The following is a 19,635-nucleotide window of genomic DNA, read 5'->3' as shown; positions in this document are numbered from 1 at the left end:
AGATCGGCATGCGGCCCTCGTTGAGGGCGGCGATCTTTTCGGGATCCTTGTCGATGCAGACGACCTCGTGGCCGAAATCGGCGAGGCAGGCGCCCGATACCAGGCCGACATAGCCCGAGCCAATCATCGCGATGCGCATCGATGTCTCCGCCGGGCCACCGGAGCCGTCCGGTATGTTGCGGTGCAGTGTAGCCCGGTTCCGCGTCCGCGCAAACCGTCCGCCGCCCCCGCCGCCCCTGCCGCGGTCGCGCTACAGCCGGTAATGCGCCGCGGCGCGGGAAAAATTCGGGTTGTAGTACGGGTCAGCCCGCAGCACCGGCTCCCAGCGCTCGCGCATCACCCGCGATTCGGCCTCGAAGCGGGCGCGCTTCTCCGGCGTGTCCTCGGCGCCGCGGCTCTTCGACTCGTGATGGACGAGGCGGGCATGCGGCGTCCAGACGATGCGGTAGCCGGCGGCGCGGATCCTGAGGCACAGGTCCACGTCGTTGAAGGCGACCGCCAGATGCGCGGCGTCGAAGCCGCCGACCTCGGAAAAGACGTCTGCGCGCACGGCGAGGCAGGCGCCGGTTACGGCGGAGACCTCCTGCGACAGCAGCATCCGCGCGAAGGAGCCGGGCTCGTTGCCCGGCAGGCCGAGATGGCTGTGGCCGGCGATCCCGCCGATTCCGAGCACGATCCCGCCGTGCTGGATCGTGCCGTCGGGATAGAGGAGCTTCGCGCCGACCGCCCCGATCTCCGGATCGCTCGCGATCGAGGCGAGTTCGGTGAGCCAGCCCGGCTCCAGCACCTCGATGTCGTTGTTGAGGAACAGGAGGATCGTGCCCCGCGCCGCCGCCGCGCCCCGGTTCGACAGGTCCGAGAAGTTGAACGGGCCCGGCGCGGGCAGCACGCGCAAGCGCGGCTCGGCGGCGTAGCGCGCGAACAGGTCCCGCGTCGCCGGCTCGGTGCTGCCGTTGTCGACGACGACGACGTCGAGGGCCGGGTAGTCGGTGCGCGCGAACAGCCCGTCGAGGACGACCCTGAGCAGCTCCGCCCGGTCGCGGGTCGGGATGACGACCGAGACGAGCGGCGGCGGCTCCGGCAGCGGGCGCACGAGCCGGTTGAACCCCTCCGGCCCCCGCTCGGCCCTTGCGCCCTTGCGCGCGGCCACCTCGGCGAGCGCCCGCAGGCGTGCCTCCTCGGCCCGCGCGAGCGCCCGATCCGAGAAGGTGCCGGAGCCGGCCGCCGCCCGCCAGTGATAGAGCACCTTCGGGATGTGGCGCACCCGCGCGGCGTCGAGCCCCTCGGTGAGGCGCAGGAGCAGGTCGTGGTCCTGGCTGCCCTCGAAGCCGGGGCGCAGGCCGCCGAGCCGGCGCAGCGTCGCCGTGCGGACGACGCAGAGATGGTTCACGTAGTTCTGCGCCCAGAGCAATTCGCGGTCGTAGCCCGGCTTGAAATGCGGCTCGAAGCGACGGCCACGGCCCTCGACCTTGTCCTCGTCGCTGTAGATCAGCTCCAGCGCCGGGTCGGCCCGGAGGGCGGCGGCCACCTCGAAGAGGGCGTTCTCGGAGAGGAGGTCGTCGTGGTCGAGGAAGGCGGCGTAGGCGCCGCCCGCGAGGCTCAGGGCGTCGTTGGTCGCCCGGGCGATATGGCCGTTCTCCGGCCGGCGCAGGGCGCGGATGCGCGGCTCCTCGGCGGCGTGGCGGGCGATCAGTTTCGGGATGCGCGGATCGGTGGAGGCGTCGTCGGCGATGCAGAGTTCCCAGACCGGGTAGAGCTGGCCCCGCACCGAGCGGATCGCCGCCTCCAGCACGCGCGGGTCGGGATCGTGCACCGGCATCAGGACGGAGATGAGCGGGGGCGCCTCCCAGCCCGCGATCTCGGCGCGGATCCGCGCGCGCTCGGCCGCCGTGAGGCGGTCGAAACGGGCGATCCAGGCGGCGTAGCCGGTCTCGGACCGGTGGGCGAGGGCCTGCCCGATCAGCCCGCGGGCGCGCAGCTTCAGGCCGAGGAGGCGCCAGTAGACCGCCCGCGCCGTGAGGCCGGGCTGGCGGCGGCCCGCCCGCGCCACGATCCCGAGGCGCCCGCGGCGGGTGATCGTGAGATCCTGCAGCCGGAAGGGATCGGTCCGCGACAGGGCCGTCAGGCGCAGGGCGGCGACGTCCGGCGGCAGCCGGCCGGTCCAGGCGAAGCCGTCGCCGCCGAGCGGCTCCTCGACCAGCGCCGCGCTCCCGCCATCACCGGAGACGGCGCTGAGGAGGGCGCGGGCGATGCCGCCGCTGCCGGCATCGCGCCAGGTCACGCTGACCCAGACGCCGCCGAGGCCCGCGCCGGCGAGGTCGATGCGCAGGTCGGCCCCGTCCGCGCCCGTCACCGGCAGCGCCCGGCCCGCGAGCGTGACGTGGGGGCCGGCCCGCTCCGCCATCGCGCCTCAGGCCTCCCAGTTCTTCGAGACCGAGGCCCGCACCGCGTCGCTCAGCACCGTGTCGTAGACGACCATGTCGCGGGCGAAGCGCATCCCGCGCAGCAGCTCGGCGAGCGCCAGCGTCTCGTTGGGAATCGGCAGCGGCAGCGGCAGCGGGGCCTCGATCCCGATATGGTGGAACACCGAGGCCATGAACGCCTCGAAGTAGTCGCGGTGGCCGACGACGTCGATGCGCGACAGGACCTCGACCGCGATGATCGAGCTCGCCGGCATCAGCCGGTCCTCCGGCACGTGGGTGCTGAGCTGGCGGGTCAGGGGGTTGTAGAGCAGGTGATAGGCCGGTTCCGGCATCATCCGGAACAGCCGCTTCAGGCTCTTCACGTCGGTGAAGTCGTAGTCGAGGGTGAAGGCCGCCGCCTCGACGAGGTTGCCGAGGCGCCAGTGCTGCTCCGCGTTGGCGGCGATGCTCGCCCGCTCGCGCAGCCAGTACAGGCGGCTGGCCAGTTCCACGAAGGGATCGTGGACGAGCAGCATGGTGAGCGCGCCGCTCTGGACGAAGTGCCCCTCGTAGCGCGGGAAGATGATCGCGCCGGCCATCAGGCAGGAATCGAGCGTGACGGTGTCGAACATCGCCCGCAGGATCTCGTCCGGAAACCGGCCGATCCCGAAATACGATTGCCGGAAATAGGGATACAGCGCGGTCTGGACCACCGTTTCCGGGCGGATATGGGCGTTGAGCAGGATGACCTTCTTGTCGGTCAGCCCCCCGCCCGGCAGCCGCCGGTAGATCAGCACGTTGGTGTCGACGTCGTAGATCTCGAGCCGCTCGATCCCGGCGAGGCCCGGCACGTCGGACTCGCGGATCTCGAAATGGCATTGTCCGGTCGCGTGCCAGCCGAACTTGACGAAGTTCGGGTCGGCGTGGATGGCCGAGGCCTCCGCCACCCGGCGCCCGTCGATGCAGACGCAGACCCGGCTGATCGCCTGCGGGTTGTCCGGCACCACCCAGCCCCGGATCACGTCGCCCTCGTCGGACGATAGGAGAAACCGCATCCTTGCTTGCCGTCCTCGGTCCCGTGCTGGTCCGTCCGCTCGGTGCGCGCCGCATCGCCGCCGACAGGGTGCGGCGGCCGCAGGTTTCGCGGGCGCACTCTTAGCCGATTTTTGCCGCCCGCGCGCAATGGGGATGAGAGGGAGAGGCGAGGGGAGCGCCGTTGCCCGGGGCGGGGTCCGCGGGTTTCGGCGGCTGCCGTCAGATTCCGCCGACGCCCCGCTTGCGGAGCCGCCCGGCACCGGCTATAGCCGCGGCCTCGCAGGACGCCGGGGCCACCCGGACGACCTGCCGGGGCGCGTAGCTCAGCGGGAGAGCACTACCTTGACATGGTAGGGGTCACAGGTTCGATCCCTGTCGCGCCCACCATCTCCGCCAGACGCAGATGGACGACGAGACCAAGGCTCCGGAGACGGGGCCTTTTTCTTTGCCCGGACGGATCGGCGGTTCACGCGCGGTCGTCGCGCCGCCGCCGCATCGCCGCGCGATCGCGGCCCGCCTCGGCCGGCGTCCCCGGCGCCACGACCGGAAACGAAAAAGCCCCGCCGTTTCCGGCGGAGCTTTCTTGCGTTCGGGCCTCCGGTCCCGAGGGACCGGGGGCGCTTGATCAGGCGTGGGCCAGGGCCGCGTTCGGCACCGCCGCGTTGTTGGCGGCGTGGTGCTGCTTCAGCATCGGCCGGAGCACGGCCACCGCGAGCGCCGCCGCGATCAGGTCCATCGTCGCCACGGTGTAGAGCACCGACGACCAGGTACCCGTGGCCTGCATCAGCAGGTTGCCGACCGGCACGAACAGCGCGGCGAAGCCCTTGGCGCAGTAGAGGACGCCGTAGATCTTGCCGATGTGCTTCGAGCCGAAGGTGTCGGCGGCGGTGGCGCTGAACAGCGAGTACACTTCGCCCCAGGCAAGGAACACGATGCCGGAGAGGATCACGAAGGCCCAGGGGTTCGAGCCGAAGTAACCCAGCGCCACGATGCCGATGCCCTCCATCGAGAAGGCGATGAACATCGTCTTCTCACGGCCGATCCGGTCGGAGATCCAACCGAAGAGCGGGCGGGAGATGCCGTTCATGATGCGGTCGAGCATCAGGGCGAAGGGCAGCGCCGCCATGGCGAAGAAGTACAGGTTCACCTGGAAGTTCTTCACGCCGAGGTCGGTCGCGATGACGCCGAGCTGGGCCACCGCCATCAGGCCGCCGGTCACCGTGCAGGTGAACATGAGCAGCATGACGTAGAAGACCGGGGTCCGCAGCGCCTCGCCGAGGGTGTAGTCGCGACGGGTCTGCAGAACCTTGGTCGAGAACTTGACCTCGTCCTTGGCCGGCGAGCGCATGAAGATGGAGGCCAGGATGATGACCGTGCCCTGGATCAGGCCGAAGGTGAAGAACGCCTGGGCGTAGCTGCCGGCGTCGATCATCTTGGCGATCGGGAGGATCGTCAGCGCCGAGCCCGCACCGTAGCCGCCCGCGGTCAGACCGACGGCCAGGCCGCGCTTGTCCGGGAACCACTTCAGGGCGTTGTTGATGCAGGTGGCGTAGACGCAGCCGACGCCGATGCCGCCGAGGACGGAGCCGAGATAGAACCCGGACAGCGAGGTCGCGTAGGAGTTCACCACCCAGGCCAGGCCGGTCATCAGGCCGCCGAACATCACGACGCGGCTCGGGCCGTACTTGTCGATGAAGTAACCCTCGATCGGCGTCAGCCAGGTCTGGACGACGACGAAGATCGTGAAGGCCACCTGGATCGCGGCGCGATCCCAGCCGAAGGTCTTCTGGATTTCAGGGACGAACAGGGTCCAGGCGTACTGGATGTTGGCCGCGGCCACCATGCAGATGACGCCGAGGACGATTTGCAGCCACCGGTTCGAAGACGATACCGGCCGATCCGCGGCCGTAGACGATAGTGCCATGAGCGTGCTCCCTCGTGCCTGCACAGACGTGAAGGCCTGTTGTGTCGATTTGGCGTGTTTGGCGTGAAAGACGTCAGTGCAGGGTGTTGAGATTCCTTCCTCTGCCCGTTGGATCCGAGGGGCTTTCTCGTCCCGGGCATTGGTATGCATTATTTGGTATGCCAGGCATGCAGGCAAGCGAAATAATTCGCAATCTGACACGAAAGTGAGGAACCGAAAGGATGAAATCCCGGAACCCCACGAAAAAATCGCTGCGTTGACCGGAGGATGCGGCCGGTTGCGGCAGGGAAAAGGACGGGTTCGGCGCCGCCGAATCAATGACATACCGGTCTTCGCAGACCGATGACGGGCAGATCGGGCGACGCGCCCCGCGGCGACGCCTTCGCGCCGTCTGGCACGGTGCTTGGTGAATCGGAGAGGCTCCGCCGCCGTTACGCTTCTCGCGCGAGGAAGTGCCAAACTCGAGCGATCCGCCCCCCGCGGGATCGATTTGTCGGGAAGCCGGGCGCCGTTCTTGCTTCAGGGCGCGCTGCGGGCGCGGATGCGCCTCCGCCGCACGCGACCGCCTCGCCGGAAATCCCCTCGACAGGCCGCCCGATCCTTGCATCCTGTCGGGCGCGGCCAAGGAGCCCATTGATGCCCTATCGCCACACCGTCGGTCCCCGCACCCACGTTTTCGCCGACCTGGCGACGCTGATGGCGAAGGCGACCCCGGTGCGCTCCGGCGATTGCCTCGCGGGGATCGCCGCCGAATCGGCCGAGGAGAACATGGCCGCCCGCTGGTGCCTGGCCGAGGTGCCGCTCAGGGAGATCCTGGCGCGCCCGCTGATCCCTTACGAGGACGACGACGTCACCCGCCTGATTCTCGACGATCACGACGAGGCGGCGTTCGCCGAGATCGCGAGCCTGACGGTCGGGGATTTCCGCGAGTTCCTGCTCACCGCCTCCTCCGAGACGCTGGCGCGAATCGCGCCGGGCGTGACGCCGGAGATCGCCGCGGCGGTGAGCAAGATCATGCGCAACCAGGACCTGATCCTGGTCGCCCGGAAGTGCCGGGTGATCACGCGGTTCCGCAACACGATCGGCCTGCCCGGGACGCTCGCGGTGCGGCTCCAGCCCAATCACCCGACCGACGACCCGGCGGGCGTCACCGCCTCGATCCTCGACGGGCTCGCCTATGGCTGCGGCGACGCGGTGATCGGCATCAACCCGGTCTCCGATTCGATCCAGACCATGGGCACCCTGCTCAGCCTGTTCGACGGGATCATCGGCCGGCTGGAGATCCCGACGCAGGCCTGCGTGCTCACCCACGTCACCACCACGCTCGACGCGATGAACCGCGGCCTGCCGGTCGATCTGGTGTTCCAGTCAATCGCCGGGACGCAGCGGGCCAATGCGAGCTTCGGCGTCACCCTGCCGATCCTGCAGGAGGCGCACGAGGCGGCGCTCGCGCTCAAGCGCGGCACCCTCGGCGACAACGTGATGTATTTCGAGACCGGCCAGGGCTCGGCGCTCTCGGCGGACGCCCATCACGGCATCGACCAGCAGACCCTGGAGGCGCGCGCCTACGCCGTCGCCCGACGCTACCGGCCGCTGCTGGTCAACACCGTCGTCGGCTTCATCGGGCCGGAATATCTCTACGACGGCAAGGAGATCATCCGCGCCGGGCTGGAGGACCATTTCTGCGGCAAGCTGATGGGCGTGCCGCTCGGGGTCGACGTCTGCTACACCAACCACGCCGAGGCCGATCAGGACGACATGGACACGCTGCTGACCCTGCTCGGGGCGGCGGGCTGCACCTACGTCATGGGCATTCCCGGCGCCGACGACGTGATGCTGAACTACCAGTCCACCTCGTTCCACGATCAGCTCTACATCCGCGAGGTGCTGGGCCTGAGGCGGGCGCCCGAGTTCGAGGAATGGCTCGCCCGAATCGGCCTCACCGACGCGAACGGCACCCTCCTGCCCGGCGGGGCCGAGGCCCGCCTCCTCGCCGCCGCGCCGGGGCTGGCCGCATGAGCGCCCGGACCGACGACCTCTGGCAGCGCCTCGCCCGCCTCACCCCCGCCCGGATCGGCCTCGGCCGCGCCGGCGCCGGCCTGCCGACCCGCGAGGTGCTGAAATTCGGCCTCGCCCACGCCCAGGCGCGCGACGCCGTCCACACGCCGATGGACGCCGCCGCGATCGCGGCGGCCGTCGCGGCCTTGGGCCTGCCGACCGTGACCGTGACCTCGGGTGCGGCGGATCGCGCGACCTATCTGCGCCGCCCCGATTACGGGCGCCGGCTCTCGGCCGACAGCCTGAAGGCGCTGGCCGATTCGGCCCGCGAGCCCGTCGATCTCGCCCTGGTGGTGGCCGACGGCCTCTCGGCGCGGGCGGTGCACGAGGGCGCCGCCGCCCTGCTCGCCGCCTTCAAGCCGCATGCGGAGCGGGCCGGCTGGCGCCTCGCCCCGGTGACCATCGCCACCCAGGCACGGGTCGCGCTGGGGGATGCGGCCGGCGCGGCGCTGCGGGCCCGCGCGGTGGTGGTGGTGATCGGTGAGCGCCCCGGCCTGTCCTCGCCCGACAGCCTCGGCCTCTACGTCACCTTCGATCCGAGGCCGGGGCGCTCGGATGCGGAACGAAACTGCATCTCGAACGTCCGGCCCGCCGGCCTCAGCTTCGAACTCGCCGCGTTCAAGCTGAACTGGCTCCTGACCCAGGCCTTCTCCCGCGGGCTGACCGGCGTGAACCTGAAGGACGAGAGCGACCGGTCGATCGAGGCCGACATGCCCGATCCGGCGATCGCCGCCCGCTAATCCGACTCCTCGGCGAAGCTCGGCCTATCGCGCGAGGGCCTTCGGACGTCCGATCCGGTCGATCGCTTCGGCTCCGCCTCGCGATGACGGCGTTGCGCAAAACCTCGGGGGATCGACCGAATTCGGTACGACTGAAAACCCCCCTCCTGCGGGACCGCGGGCCGGGGGATGCACGTTGACCGTGCGACGTCTTTCGGGCGCTGGCGCAAGCTCGGCTGTTGCGGCCCCGACACACCGCGAAAGCAACCCGACTTTGCCTTGAGCTGTGCCTTTGAGCGCCGCAATCCCACCATAAACCGGGACGACTTCCGGGGTCGCGGTAAATGCTGTCGCTCCAACGCCTTACCGCAGAGTTTCGAGGACGTCGAAGGACGTTTTTCCGCGCTGGACCGTAACGGGCCGGGCGGACCTCGGGGGCGTAACGGGACCGGGGCACGAGATCAGCGATGGACGCGCGTCAGACCGACAAGTCGAAGCTGCCGAGCCGGCACGTGACGGAAGGGCCCGCCCGCGCGCCTCACCGCTCGTACCTCTACGCCATGGGCCTGACCACCGAGCAGATCCACCAGCCGCTGGTCGGCGTCGCCTCGTGCTGGAACGAGGCCGCGCCCTGCAACATCTCGCTGATGCGCCAGGCCCAGGCCGTGAAGAAGGGCGTGGCGGCCGCCAAGGGCACACCGCGCGAGTTCTGCACCATCACCGTCACCGACGGCATCGCCATGGGCCACGGCGGCATGCGCGCCTCGCTGCCGTCCCGCGAGGTCATCGCCGATTCGGTCGAGCTGACGATCCGCGGCCATTCCTACGACGCCCTCGTGGGGCTCGCCGGCTGCGACAAGTCCCTGCCCGGCATGATGATGGCCATGGTGCGCCTCAACGTGCCGTCGATCTTCATCTACGGCGGCTCGATCCTACCCGGCTCGTTCCGCGGCCGGCCGGTCACCGTGCAGGACCTGTTCGAGGCGGTCGGCAAGGTCGCCGTCGGCGACATGAGCCTCGACGACCTCGACGAGCTGGAGCGGGTCGCCTGCCCCTCGGCCGGCGCCTGCGGCGCGCAGTTCACCGCCAACACCATGGCCACCGTCTCCGAGGCGATCGGCCTCGCGCTGCCCTACTCGGCCGGCGCGCCCGCGCCTTACGAGATCCGCGACCAATTCTGCGCGGCGGCGGGCGAGAAGGTCATGGAGCTCATCGCCAAGAACATCCGCCCGCGCGACATCGTCACCCGCAAGGCGCTCGAGAACGCCGCCGCGACGGTGGCGGCCTCGGGCGGCTCGACCAACGCGGCGCTCCACCTGCCGGCGATCGCGCATGAATGCGGCATCGAGTTCACCCTGTTCGACGTCGCCGAGATTTTTCGGAAGACCCCCTACATCGCCGACCTGAAGCCGGGTGGCCGGTATGTCGCCAAGGACATGTTCGAGGTCGGCGGCATCCCGCTCCTGATGAAGACCCTGCTCGACCACGGTTTTCTGCACGGTGATTGCCTGACCGTGACCGGCCGCACGATCGCGGAAAACCTCGCCAAGGTCGCCTGGAACCCGGATCAGGACGTGGTGCGCCCGGCCGACCAGCCGATCACCGTCACCGGTGGCGTGGTCGGCCTCAGGGGCAACCTCGCCCCCGAGGGCGCGATCGTGAAGGTCGCCGGCATGCCGGCCGAGGCCCAGGTCTTCACCGGACCCGCCCGCGTCTTCGACGGCGAGGAGGCCTGCTTCGAGGCGGTGCAGAACCGCACCTACAAGCCGGGCGAGGTTCTGGTCATCCGCTACGAGGGCCCGAAGGGAGGCCCCGGCATGCGCGAGATGCTCTCGACCACGGCGGCCCTCTACGGCCAGGGCATGGGCGACAAGGTGGCGCTGATCACCGACGGGCGCTTCTCCGGCGCGACCCGCGGCTTCTGCGTCGGCCATGTCGGTCCCGAGGCCGCCATCGGCGGGCCGATCGGCCTCCTGCGCGACGGCGACATGATCACCCTCGACGCGATCAAGGGGACGCTCGATGTGGCGCTCTCCGACGAGGAACTGGCCCAGCGCCGCAGCGAATGGACGCCGCGGGGCAATGCCGCCACCTCCGGCTACCTCTGGAAATATGCGCAGACCGTGGGGCCTGCGGTGAACGGCGCCGTGACCCATCCGGGCGGCGCCAAGGAGACGCAGAGCTATGCCGACATCTAGGACCGTCCCTCTCCGGCCCGCGCGGCCGGCCGGGGTCGATCTGGGTCGGCTCCGCACGGGTCTGCTGGCCGGGTTCCTGGGCTTTTGCCTGGCGATCGCCGCCGTCGATCCCGGCACGGCGCTCGACGCGACCGCCCGCACCCCGGTCCCCGAGAAGGGTTTTCGCTCGGGGCGTGATGCCCTGCGCTCGGGCGTGCGCGACTACAACGCGGGCGACAAGCAGGGCGCCGTGCGGGCGCTCGAATACGCCGCCGACCAGGGCCAGACCCTGGCGCTGTGGAAGCTCGGCCGCATGTACGCGGACGGCGACGGCGTGCCCCACGACGACCTGAAGGCGTTCGAGTATTTCTCGCGGATCGCCGACGACAACACCGACGACTCGCCCGACACCCCAAATTCCGGCGTGGTGGCGAGCGCGTTCAACGCGCTCGGCACCTACTTCCTGGAGGGGATCAAGGGCACCTACGTGCGCCCGAACGCCGAGCGCGCCTACGACATGTTCAACTACGCGGCGTCGTATTTCGGCGACCCCAACGCGCAGTACAATCTCGCCCGGCTCTATCTCGACGGCACCGGCGTCGAGCAGGATCCGCGCAAGGCCGCGCGCTGGTTCAACCTCGCCGCCGAGAAGGGGCATCGTCCGGCCCAGGCGCTGCTCGGCGACATGCTCGTCAACGGGACCGGCGTGCAGCGCCAGACGGTCAAGGGCCTGACCTGGCTCGCCATCGCCCGCACGGGGGCGCAGGGCGCGGCGGATACCTGGATCGTCAACCTCTACGACAAGGCCTGGGCCTCGGCGAGCGAGGCCGACCGGGCGGATGCGATGGCGCAAGCGCAGTCGCTGCCGACGGGCTCGACGCGGCGGCGGCGGTAGCCGTCATAAACCCTCCCCCCGACAGATCTCGGGCTTGCCCGAGATCTGCAAGCGTCTGCCCAAGTCGGGCAGGCCCGACTTGGGTGGGGGAGGGTGCCTTCGGAGCAGGCGGGAGAGGGGCTGGCTCAGGTCTTTCCGGAAGCGGCGCTCCCCTCACCCGACCCCCTTCGGGGGCCACCCTCTCCCGCGGAGGGGAGAGGGCTCGCGGCAGCTCACCCGTCGCTCAACTCCACCGTCACCGGCACGTGGTCGGACGGCTTCTCCAGCCCGCGCAGGTGCCGCTGCACCGAGGCCGAGACAAGGCGGTCGGCAGCCTGGGGCGAGAGCAGCAGGTGGTCGATGCGGATGCCCTGGTTCCGCGGCCAGCAGCCGGCCTGATAATCCCAGAAGGTGTAGAGCCCGGCGCTCGGCTCGCAGGCCCGCAGGCCGTCGGTGAACCCTTCGGCCAGCAGCGCGCGGAAGGCGCGGCGGGTCTCGGGCAGGAACAGCGCGTCCTCGGTCCAGGCGGCCGGGTCGGCGGCGTCCTCGGGCTCGGGGATGACGTTGAAGTCGCCCGCCAGCACCAGCGCCTCCTCGGTCGCCATCAGGGCGCGGGCATGGGTCCGCAGGCGGGCCATGAAGGCGAGCTTGTAGGCATATTTCGGCCCCGGCGCCGGGTTGCCGTTCGGCAGGTAGATCGAGGCGATCCGCACGGGCGCCGCGTCCTCGCCGTGCACCAGCGCCTCGATGTAGCGCGCCTGCTCGTCCTCGGCGTCGCCCGGCAGCCCGCGCAGCAGTTGGGTGTATCGGAGCGGGGCACGCACCAGCAGGGCGACGCCGTTATAGGCCTTCTGCCCCAGCGCCTCGACCGCGTAGCCCGCCGCCTCGATCTCCGCGCGGGGGAAGGCTGCGTCCTGGCACTTCAGCTCCTGCAGGCAGACCACGTCGGGCTTGGCCTCGTCGAGGAAGCCCAGCAGGTGGCCGACCCGCTGCTTGATCGAATTGACGTTCCAGGTGGTGATCCGCATGGGGCGCTGGGCTCGGCCGAAGGGGCTCTCGTCATCGGGCCTTCGCGCGGCCCTGGCAAGGCGGCCGCTGCCGTTCGAGGCCGAGGAAAGAAGCGATGGATGCGTCGTGGTTCGAGCCGGTCCGGGCCTATTGCGAGCGCACCGACGCGGCGTTCTGGGCCGAGCCTGTCAACGCGCTGTCCAATGCCGCCTTCCTGATCGCGGCCGCGCTCGCCGCCCGGCGCGCCCGCGGCGACGGGCCGGTGCTGGCGCTGGCCGGAATCGTGTTCGTGGTCGGGATCGGCTCGTTCCTGTTCCACACCCTGGCGAACCGCTGGTCGATGCTCGCCGACGTGATCCCGATCGCCGTCTTCATCTACGGCTACTTCGCGCTGGCCATGGCCCGGTTCTTCGGCCTCCGGCCAGCGGCGGCGACGGCCCTCACGCTGGCCTTCGCCGGCCTGAGCTTCGGCCTGACGCCCGCCCTCGACGCGCTGTCCGGGCGCTCGGTCTCGGGCCTCACCAACGGGTCGATCGATTACGTGCCGGCGATCCTGGCGCTCCTCGGCGTCGGCCTCGCCCTCCTGAGGCGGGCGCCCGGCACGGCCCGGTCGGTGCTCGCGACCGCCGGGATCTTCCTCGTCTCGCTGACCTTCCGCACGGTCGATGTCGGCGTCTGCGCGCGCCTGCCGCTCGGCACGCATTTCCTCTGGCACGGGCTCAACGCGGTCGTGCTCTACCGACTGCTGATCGCGGCGACGCGGTTCAGGGTCTGAGATTCCGGGGTTTCCACGGGCTCATCCCTTTCGAAACCCTGGTTTCATACGGTTTCCGGTTGATCGCTTCGGTCAGAGCCTAGCCTGTCCCCCCCCTTGTGGGGAGGGGTTCGGGGTGGGGGTGGTGCAGAAGGCACCGCACCGCCTCGTTCTGAACCAACCCCCACCTCCCGCCTCCTCCCCACAAGGGGGAGGAGAGAGACGCGGCGGCCGAAGCGATCGACCGGAAACCGTCTCAGCCGCCGATTCCGCGGGCCTTCAGGCTCTCGCCGATCTCCTCCAGCGCCGCCGGATCCTCGATGGTCGGCGGCATGGAAAAGTCCTCGCCGTCGGCGATGCGCTTCATCGTGCCGCGCAGGATCTTGCCGGAGCGCGTCTTCGGCAGGCGCCCGACGGTCAGCGCCAGCTTGAAGGCGGCCACGGGTCCGATCTCCTCGCGCACCCGGGCGACCAATTCGCGCTCGATCGTCTCCGCGTCCTTGGCGACGCCGGCCTTCAGCACCACGAAGCCGCAGGGCGCCTCGCCCTTGAGCGAATCACGGATGCCGATCACCGCGCATTCGGCGACGTCCGGATGCGAGGCGAGCACCGCCTCCATGCCGCCGGTAGAGAGGCGGTGGCCGGCGACGTTGATGATGTCGTCGGTCCGGCCCAGCACCGTGACGTAGCCGTCCTCGTCCACCACGCCCGCATCCGAGGTGTCGTAGTGGCCGGGGAAGGTGGAGAGGTAGCTCTGGCGGAAGCGCTCGTCCGACCCCCACAGGGTCGGCAGGCAGCCGGGCGGCAGGGGGAGCTTCAGGGCGATGGTGCCCATCGTGCCGGGGGGAACCGGCTTGCCGGTTTCGTCGAGCACGTGGAGGTCGTAGCCCGGCATCGGCTTGGCGGTGGATCCGTACTTCACCGGCAGGCGCTCGATGCCGATCGGGTTGCCGGCGATCGCCCAGCCGGTCTCGGTCTGCCACCAATGGTCGATCACCGGTCGCTCCAGCGCCCGCTCGGCCCAGGCGACCGAGTCCGGATCGGCCCGCTCGCCGGCCAGGAACAGGGCGCGGAACCGCGAGAGATCGTAACTCCCGATCCGTTCGGCCCGCGGATCCTCCTTCTTGATCGCGCGCAGGGCCGTCGGCGCGGTGAACAGGGTGCAGACGCCGTGCTCGGCGGCGACCCGCCAGAAGGCGCCGGCATCGGGCGTGCCGACCGGCTTGCCCTCGTAGAGCACCGTGGTGCAGCCGTGCAGCAGCGGCGCGTAGACGATGTAGGAGTGGCCCACCACCCAGCCGATGTCGGAGGCGCAGAAATAGACCTCGCCGGGCGCGACGCCGTAGAGGTTGGCCATCGACCATGCCAGCGCGACGCAGGTGCCGCCGCTGTCGCGCACCACGCCCTTGGGGCGCCCGGTCGTGCCCGAGGTGTAGAGGATGTAGAGCGGATCGGTCGCCGCCACCGGCACCGGTTCGGCCTCGCGCCCGTCCCGACGCGCCCGCGCGACGCTCTCCGCCCAATCCCGGTCGCGGCCCTCGACCAGCTGCGCCTCCGCCTGCGGCCGCTGCAGGATCAGGCAGGCCTCCGGCTTATGGCTGGAGCGGGTGATCGCCGCATCGAGCAGCGGCTTGTAGGCGACGGTGCGGGCCGGCTCGATGCCGCAGGAGGCGGCCAGGATCACCTTGGGCGCGGCGTCCTCGATGCGCGCGGCGAGTTCGTTGGCGGCGAACCCGCCGAACACCACCGAGTGGATCGCGCCGATCCGGGCGCAGGCCAGCATCCCGAACAGGGCTTCGGGCACCATCGGCATGTAGACCACGACGCGATCGCCCTTGCCCACGCCGAGATCGGCGAGGATGCCGGCGAGCACCGCCACCTCGTCGCGCAGGGCGCCGTAGGTGATCGTGCGCTTGGTGCCGGTGACGGGCGAATCGTAAATGATCGCGGCCTGGTCGGCGCGTCCTCCCTCCGCGTGCCGGTCGACGGCGTTGCGGCAGACATTGAGCCGGGCCTCCGGGAACCAGCGGCCGTAGACGCCCTGCTCCGGATCGAAGGCGCGGGTCGGGGCCACGTCCCAGTCGATCGCCGCCGCGGCCTTCAGCCAGAAGCCTTCCCGGTCCGCGAGCGAGGCGGCGTGGAGGGCGGCGTAGGTGCCCTGGGACGGAGTGGCGGCGGACATCGGCGTTTCCTCGTGCGGCCGGTTGGTCCGGCCTGTTCGAGGCGATGATAGCGCGGTTTCGTTCGCCGTGCGCCGCTCCGACAGCAGAACCGCCGCGCTGGTGTCCCAGGCGGCGGCGATGTCTTGGTCCGAGTCGGGAGAGGAAGAGGGGCCGGCGGCGTCTCCCGGGGCCGGGCCGGCCGGGGCGCCGCTAGTGGAAGGTATCCCCGCGCAGGCGCTCGATTTCGTCCTTGAGGTGCAGTTTCTTACGCTTGAGTTCGGCGATGCGGAGATCGTCGCTGGCGAGGGATTGCATCGCGTCGTGAAGCTCGCGTTCCAGGGCTTCGTGCTTGGCGGCGAGCTGGCTCAAATGCGTCTGCAAGGACATGAGGTGTCGCTCCTGTCACTGTTTCGGACGCGAGTAGACTGGCACAGGATGGCGGACGTGTCGAAGCCATTCGGCGGCAAAATGGATGCATCCGTAACAAGGTGATTTCAAATCTTCAGGAGTGCCGGTGCGGGCTCGACTTGGCCGTTGCCAGCTCCGGCGGGACGGGAGAACCGGGTCCCGCGCCTTGCCCCAAGGTCAGGCTTGGCGCATGGTCGCCCCGGTCAAGGCCGGTGATGTGTTTCGAGCAATGATGGCGGACGAGGTTGCCAACGACGCGGTCGCGGATCCGGCCGGGGAGCTCAGTCGGTTGCGGGAAGAGCACCGGGATCTCGACGAGGCCATCGAGGCGCTGAAGCTCAGCGTCGCCGTCGATCAGCTCCAGTTGCAGCGGCTCAAGAAGCGCAAGCTGGTCCTGCGCGACCGGATCACCCATCTCGAAGATCAGATCACGCCGGACATCATCGCGTAGGACGCGGCCGGGAGAGGCATGAGACGCCGTCCGCTCGATCGATTCGGTCTCTCCTTCGTCATTGCGAGGCTCAGCGAAAGCAATCCAGGGCGCGACATCTCCGAAAAGGTCGCGCCCTGGATCGCTTCGGCTCCGCCTCGCGATGACGAGGTGAGGCACGGCCCAGAGGGGATCAACCGAAATCCGTATGACCCCGCCCGGCCCCGTGCCGACGACCGCTCGCCGGCGAGTGACGTCGCGGGGAAAATTACTTGGCGAGATAGGCCGAGACGCTGGAGACGCGGGTCCCGACCATCCGGACCGCCTTGCGCAGGCGCTCGTCGGAGACCTGGAGCAGGTCGGCCCAGTGCTTGCGGGTGGTGCTGTCGTGGATGTCGATATGGGTTGCGTTGCGGGCGCGCGTGGTCTGGTCCACGGAGGACATTTCAAGGCTCGCTGAGGTGAGGGGTCCGGCCGCCGACGGCCGTTTCCCTCACAACGCGGTTCGTCGATTTCGGCTCCGGGCGAGCGGGCGAGAATCGAACGGATTTTTTGGGGGCTCCGGCCGGCCGGCTGCTGTTGTCTCGGCCTCGTCCGGACACTTGGCTTTGCCCCCCGCCTTGCCGGGGTGCGGCACCCCCTGTTATTCGGCCCTCTCGCGGGCCGACGGGCCCGCTCCCTCGCAATGGGCCAGACGACGATGACGGGATCGCCCCCGGTCGCGATCATCATGGGAAGCCAGTCGGACTGGGCGACCATGCGCAATGCCGCCGAGACGCTGGACGCGCTCGGCGTCGCCTACGATGCCCGCATCGTCTCGGCCCACCGCACCCCGGACCGGCTCGTCGCCTTCGCCAAGGGCGCGCGGGACGCCGGATTCAAGGTGGTGATCGCGGGCGCGGGCGGCGCGGCGCACCTGCCCGGCATGGCGGCGGCGATGACGCCGCTGCCGGTCTTCGGCGTGCCGGTCGAGTCGAAGGCGCTCTCGGGGCAGGACAGCCTGCTCTCGATCGTGCAGATGCCCGCCGGCATCCCCGTCGGCACCCTGGCGATCGGCCGGGCCGGGGCGGTCAACGCCGCCCTGCTTGCCGCCGCCGTGCTGGCGCTCACCGATGCCGGCCTCGCCGGGCGGCTCGATGCGTGGCGCGCCCGCCAGACCGAGTCCGTCGCCGAGCGCCCGGACCCCTCTCAAGCCTGACAACGACACGAATCGCTATGGCCTCTTCCACGTCCACGCCGCCGGTCCGGCCCGGCGGCACCCTCGGCATCGTCGGCGGCGGCCAGCTCGGCCGCATGATCGCGCTCGCGGCGGCCAATTACGGCCTCAAGGTCCACATCTACGCCCCCGACGCCGACAGCCCCGCCTTCGACGTGGCCCACGCCCACACGCTCGCGCCCTACGACGACGCGGCGGCGCTCGCCGCCTTCGCCGACGCCTGCGACGTGGTCACCTACGAGTTCGAGAACATCCCCCACGCCACCGCCGCGGTGCTGGCCGAGCACGCGACACTGCATCCGAGCGCCACGGCGCTGCTCACCACCCAGGACCGGCTCTCCGAGAAGGACTTCGTGACCGGGCTCGGCATCCCGACCGCGCCCTACCGGGCGGTCGATTCGGCCGAGGATCTCGCCCGCGCCCTGGAGGCGCTGGGCCGTCCCGCCGTGCTGAAGACGCGGCGCTTCGGCTACGACGGCAAGGGCCAGCGCATGATCCGCGAGGGCGACGACCCGGCCGCTCTGCTGGCCGAGTTCAAGGGCGTGCCCTGCATCCTCGAAGGGTTCGTGCCGTTCGAGCGCGAGATCTCGGTGGTCGCGGCGCGCAGCCCCGACGGCGCGTTCGCGGCCTACGATCCCTGCGCCAACGAGCACCGCAACCACATCCTGGCCTTCACCCGCGTGCCCGCCCCGGGTCTGACGCGCGCGACCGGCGACGCGGCGGTCGCCATCGCCCGCGCGATCGCCGAGGCTCTGGACTATGTCGGCGTGCTCGCGGTCGAGATGTTCGAGATCGCCGGCCCCGAGGGTGCCGGCCGCCTCGTCGTCAACGAGATCGCGCCCCGCGTCCACAATTCCGGGCACTGGACGATCGAGGGCGCGCTGACCTCGCAATTCGCGCAAGGCGTGCGCGCCGTCTGCGGCTGGCCGCTGGGCGACACCGCCCGCACCGGCGACATGATGGTGGAGATGGAAAACCTCATCGGCGCCGAGGCCGATGCCTGGGCCGACCTCCTCGCGGAGCCGGGTGCCCACCTCCACCTCTACGGCAAGGCCGAGGCCCGGCCGGGCCGCAAGATGGGACACGTCACCCGGCTGAGAGCCAGGGCCTGACCCTTCGACCTGTCGCCTCTCCGCAACAGCGCGCCGCCGTCGCGCACCGTTCGAGGCCCCCGGCGAAGGCGTGAGGAGAGGGGCCACACCTTCGCCACATCCCGAGGTTTCAGCGGAGGGGACGGGGCGTCCGTGGAAGCGCCGTGCGCGTTCTCCGGCCTGGAGCCGGATGAGCCCGCCCGCTCTTCCCGGAGACGTGTCCGAGGAATCTCCGCTTCGAGGCGCGGTCCGCGTCGGCGAGGCGGAAGTTTTGCGGGATCGTTTAAGCGCCCATTCACCGTGTTGCGGCAGCGTGCGCGACGGGATGATCCGGGCCCTTGAGGGGCCGCCGCGGAAGTCCGGGCAAGCGGGCGCGGGGGAGAACGTGAAGATGATCGGGATGACGCTGGACGGACGCAAGGCGAGGCTGGTCGGTGCCCTCGCGCTGACGGCCGCGGCGCTGGCCGGCTGCGAGACCTACGGCAGCGCGACCGCCCCGCGGCAGTTCGCGGTGCTGGAGACCGACACGACGGGCGCCACCAACGTCAACATCGCCTCGCTCAGCGACGTGATCTCGCGCAACCCGTCGGATGCCGGCGCCTACGTCACCCGCGGCGCGGCCTATGCCCGCTCCGGCCAGTTCGGCGACGCGATCGCCGACTTCTCGAAGGCGATCCAGCTCGATCCGAACTCGGCCTCGGCCTACAACAACCGCGCGCTGGCCTACCGCCAGACCGGCCGCAACGACGCGGCGATGCAGGACTTCTCGAAGGCCATCGCCACCGATCCGAATTTCTCCGCCGCCTATATCGGCCGGGCGAATCTGGAGCGCGCCCAGGGCGACCTCAACGGCGCGCTCAACGATCTCAACGTCGCGATCCGTCTCGCCCCCGAATCGGCCGAGGCCTATCACGCCCGCGGCCTCGTGCGGCAGAAGCAGGGCCAGAACCCGGAGGCGATCGGCGACTTCGCGGCCGCCATCGACCGCAACCCCTTCGTCGCCGCCCCCTACGCCGCCCGGGGCCAGAGCCTGATCTCCCTCAACCAGTACGACAAGGCGATCGAGGACTTCAACGCGGCGCTCAACGTCAATTCGAAGGACGCCGGATCCTGGGCCTATCGCGGCCTCGCCTACGAGAAGACGAACCGCCGCAAGGAGGCGAGCGAGAGCTACCAGCAGGCAGCCCGCCTCGACCCCAACAACGCCGTCGCCAAGCAGGGCGTCGGCCGCATGCAGGGCGGTCTGTTCTAGGGCGCTTTCCGACGCCGCGGGGGCCGGTTCACCGGCAGCGAGGCTGCCGAGCCGGCGACCTGAAGTCGTCGAGCCGGCTCATCCGACCAAAACCCCTCATCCTGAGGTGCTGCGAAGCAGCCTCG

General features: G+C 70.3%; 17 protein-coding genes and 1 tRNA gene. 10 read left to right on the top strand and 8 right to left on the bottom strand.

The window, feature by feature from the left end; all coding sequences use genetic code 11:
• The 3 genes from ABS772_RS26135 to ABS772_RS26125 all read right to left on the bottom strand — a co-directional run.
• On the bottom strand, positions 1–139 hold a 139-nt coding region (locus ABS772_RS26135), incomplete at its 3' end, for a 2-dehydropantoate 2-reductase N-terminal domain-containing protein (protein ID WP_350397610.1).
• A gap of 111 nt (positions 140–250) precedes the next feature.
• A complete protein-coding gene (locus ABS772_RS26130) occupies positions 251–2,404 on the bottom strand; it encodes a glycosyltransferase family 2 protein (RefSeq protein ID WP_350397606.1) in 2,154 nt (717 codons plus the stop codon).
• Positions 2,405–2,410: 6 nt separating this feature from the next.
• Entirely contained in the window at positions 2,411–3,457 is a 1,047-nt protein-coding gene (locus tag ABS772_RS26125) for a hypothetical protein (protein WP_350397605.1), read from the bottom strand.
• 292 nt (positions 3,458–3,749) lie between these two features.
• On the opposite strand from ABS772_RS26125, the gene ABS772_RS26120 reads away from it, so the two are divergent.
• Positions 3,750–3,824, top strand: a tRNA-Val gene (locus tag ABS772_RS26120).
• A gap of 238 nt (positions 3,825–4,062) precedes the next feature.
• Here the strand turns inward: ABS772_RS26120 and oxlT are convergent.
• Complete coding sequence (gene oxlT, locus ABS772_RS26115; protein ID WP_350397604.1) at positions 4,063–5,361, bottom strand: oxalate/formate MFS antiporter; 1,299 nt, start codon at positions 5,359–5,361, stop codon at positions 4,063–4,065.
• A gap of 636 nt (positions 5,362–5,997) precedes the next feature.
• Here oxlT and ABS772_RS26110 point away from each other — a divergent pair.
• The 4 genes from ABS772_RS26110 (at position 5,998) to ABS772_RS26095 (ending at position 11,210) form a co-directional block, all read left to right on the top strand.
• Complete coding sequence (locus tag ABS772_RS26110; protein WP_350397603.1) at positions 5,998–7,380, top strand: ethanolamine ammonia-lyase subunit EutB; 1,383 nt, start codon at positions 5,998–6,000, stop codon at positions 7,378–7,380.
• A complete protein-coding gene (eutC, locus tag ABS772_RS26105; RefSeq protein WP_350397602.1) occupies positions 7,377–8,159 on the top strand; it encodes an ethanolamine ammonia-lyase subunit EutC in 783 nt (260 codons plus the stop codon). Before ABS772_RS26110 ends, eutC begins: the two co-directional genes overlap by 4 nt.
• Positions 8,160–8,605: 446 nt before the next feature.
• Positions 8,606–10,336, top strand: coding sequence for a dihydroxy-acid dehydratase (gene ilvD / locus ABS772_RS26100; RefSeq protein ID WP_238258294.1), 1,731 nt, complete (start codon positions 8,606–8,608; stop codon positions 10,334–10,336).
• Complete coding sequence (locus ABS772_RS26095; RefSeq protein WP_238258292.1) at positions 10,323–11,210, top strand: tetratricopeptide repeat protein; 888 nt, start codon at positions 10,323–10,325, stop codon at positions 11,208–11,210. The genes ilvD and ABS772_RS26095 overlap by 14 nt, the downstream gene beginning before the upstream one ends.
• Before the next feature lie 212 nt (positions 11,211–11,422).
• Here ABS772_RS26095 and xth read toward each other — a convergent pair whose 3' ends face one another.
• Complete coding sequence (gene xth / locus ABS772_RS26090; protein WP_350397599.1) at positions 11,423–12,217, bottom strand: exodeoxyribonuclease III; 795 nt, start codon at positions 12,215–12,217, stop codon at positions 11,423–11,425.
• Positions 12,218–12,312: 95 nt separating this feature from the next.
• Here xth and ABS772_RS26085 point away from each other — a divergent pair, with 95 nt between their 5' ends.
• Entirely contained in the window at positions 12,313–12,972 is a 660-nt protein-coding gene (locus tag ABS772_RS26085; RefSeq protein WP_350397597.1) for a ceramidase domain-containing protein, read from the top strand.
• A 235-nt stretch (positions 12,973–13,207) separates the two neighbouring features.
• Here the strand turns inward: ABS772_RS26085 and ABS772_RS26080 are convergent, their stop codons facing one another.
• Together ABS772_RS26080 and ABS772_RS26075 are read right to left on the bottom strand one after the other, a co-directional pair.
• Positions 13,208–15,133: a propionyl-CoA synthetase gene (locus ABS772_RS26080; RefSeq protein WP_350397596.1), complete on the bottom strand. Its 1,926-nt coding sequence runs from the start codon at positions 15,131–15,133 to the stop codon at positions 13,208–13,210.
• Between the two features lie 190 nt (positions 15,134–15,323).
• The gene (locus ABS772_RS26075) at positions 15,324–15,500 is read right to left on the bottom strand and encodes a YdcH family protein (RefSeq protein ID WP_350397594.1); all 177 of its coding nucleotides are present in this window, start codon (positions 15,498–15,500) and stop codon (positions 15,324–15,326) included.
• A 250-nt stretch (positions 15,501–15,750) separates the two neighbouring features.
• Here ABS772_RS26075 and ABS772_RS26070 point away from each other — a divergent pair, with 250 nt between their 5' ends.
• Positions 15,751–15,972: a YdcH family protein gene (locus ABS772_RS26070; RefSeq protein WP_017485313.1), complete on the top strand. Its 222-nt coding sequence runs from the start codon at positions 15,751–15,753 to the stop codon at positions 15,970–15,972.
• A 247-nt stretch (positions 15,973–16,219) separates the two neighbouring features.
• Here ABS772_RS26070 and ABS772_RS26065 read toward each other — a convergent pair whose 3' ends face one another.
• Positions 16,220–16,396: a DUF3606 domain-containing protein gene (locus tag ABS772_RS26065; protein WP_350397593.1), complete on the bottom strand. Its 177-nt coding sequence runs from the start codon at positions 16,394–16,396 to the stop codon at positions 16,220–16,222.
• A gap of 255 nt (positions 16,397–16,651) precedes the next feature.
• Between ABS772_RS26065 and purE the strand changes: the two genes are divergently transcribed.
• The 3 genes from purE to ABS772_RS26050 all read left to right on the top strand — a co-directional run bounded on the left by purE (position 16,652) and on the right by ABS772_RS26050 (position 19,510).
• A complete protein-coding gene (gene purE, locus ABS772_RS26060) occupies positions 16,652–17,149 on the top strand; it encodes a 5-(carboxyamino)imidazole ribonucleotide mutase (RefSeq protein WP_238258558.1) in 498 nt (165 codons plus the stop codon).
• Between the two features lie 17 nt (positions 17,150–17,166).
• On the top strand, positions 17,167–18,279 hold the full coding sequence (locus ABS772_RS26055; protein WP_350397591.1) for a 5-(carboxyamino)imidazole ribonucleotide synthase: 1,113 nt from the start codon (positions 17,167–17,169) through the stop codon (positions 18,277–18,279).
• A gap of 370 nt (positions 18,280–18,649) precedes the next feature.
• A complete protein-coding gene (locus ABS772_RS26050) occupies positions 18,650–19,510 on the top strand; it encodes a tetratricopeptide repeat protein (RefSeq protein WP_238258555.1) in 861 nt (286 codons plus the stop codon).
• The last annotated feature ends 125 nt before the right edge of the window (positions 19,511–19,635 follow it).

Origin of the sequence: Methylorubrum podarium, from assembly GCF_040270385.1 — a bacterium.
GTDB lineage: Bacteria > Pseudomonadota > Alphaproteobacteria > Rhizobiales > Beijerinckiaceae > Methylobacterium > Methylobacterium podarium.
Note: the sequence above shows the minus strand (reverse complement) of the source record. Positions and strands in the feature narration are given on the sequence as shown.